Origin of the sequence: Winogradskyella psychrotolerans RS-3, from assembly GCF_000427335.1 — a bacterium.
GTDB classification, from domain to species: Bacteria; Bacteroidota; Bacteroidia; order Flavobacteriales; family Flavobacteriaceae; genus Winogradskyella; species Winogradskyella psychrotolerans.
The window spans coordinates 1-868 of the sequence record NZ_ATMR01000036.1 but is presented as its reverse complement, the minus strand read 5'-3'; the positions used below and the strand labels follow the sequence as shown (position 1 = coordinate 868).

Annotated in this window: 1 protein-coding gene and 1 pseudogene; both read left to right on the top strand. The window is 38.4% G+C overall.

Going from position 1 to position 868, the window contains the following annotated elements; genetic code table 11:
• Positions 1 to 321 (top strand): DUF4625 domain-containing protein (locus ADIWIN_RS02945; protein ID WP_040756426.1); only part of this gene is annotated, 321 nt, incomplete at its 5' end.
• A gap of 234 nt (positions 322 to 555) precedes the next feature.
• Positions 556 to 868 (top strand): annotated as a pseudogene (locus ADIWIN_RS20655) (YHYH protein); the annotation flags it as partial.

Below are 868 nucleotides of genomic sequence, written 5' to 3'. Positions count from 1 at the left end.
GGGTTAAACGATGATGAAATTGGAGTAATAGGGCGAGATTTTCACCTTAATGCAGACATTCTGGCGGGAGAATTAATTGAGCAGGTACAAGTACAAATTATCCCAATAGAGGGAGAAAGCTATGAAGCTTACTGGGACTTAGAATTAGCATGGGATGAATACAAAGGAACCAAAAACGCCAATGTTCACAAACACTTTGACATTCCTGAAGACGCTGTAGAAGGCAGCTATGATTTCCTCCTCATCATTAAAGATCAGAATGGCACAAGCACTGAAGAGAAGCGAAATATCACCATTTACAAAGCAGAAAATTTGCCGTAGACCCTCAGTAAAAATATCAAGGTAAATGGTCAAGGAAATTGTTGCAATGCATGCTTTTGCGCCTAAGCTTTTTTAATGGTCAGCTCTTTGACTTAAATTTCTGGGGGAAGCCAAGTTTCTTTTAGCTAGATAGATAAAATAAAAATGTTTAACTTTTCAATACATTTTAATTCTAGTAGAAATGTATCGAGGGGTTTTAAATAGAATTACGTCTAACTCTACAAAAAAACTATAATGGTAAATTATAAACTTTTTGCTTTGCTCTTTGCCGCTTTTGCAATGGCTTCATCTTGCAGAAATAAGCCCCAGGAAATTCTAATCACAGATGATTTAGTGTTCGATGTAGACGCTTCCCATTTCATAGAGGGCACCAGTGTTTCCATTGTTCCATGCACACTTTCAAATGGCACTGAAACCGATTGTTATGAAATCGTAACCACTAGCACAGCTACAGATCATCAAATGGGTCCTTGGTGTCCAGGCAATATTTCAGACGGTGAAGAAGCGGGTGGGATTTGGCTGGACAATGGAAAGGTTTATGATGTTG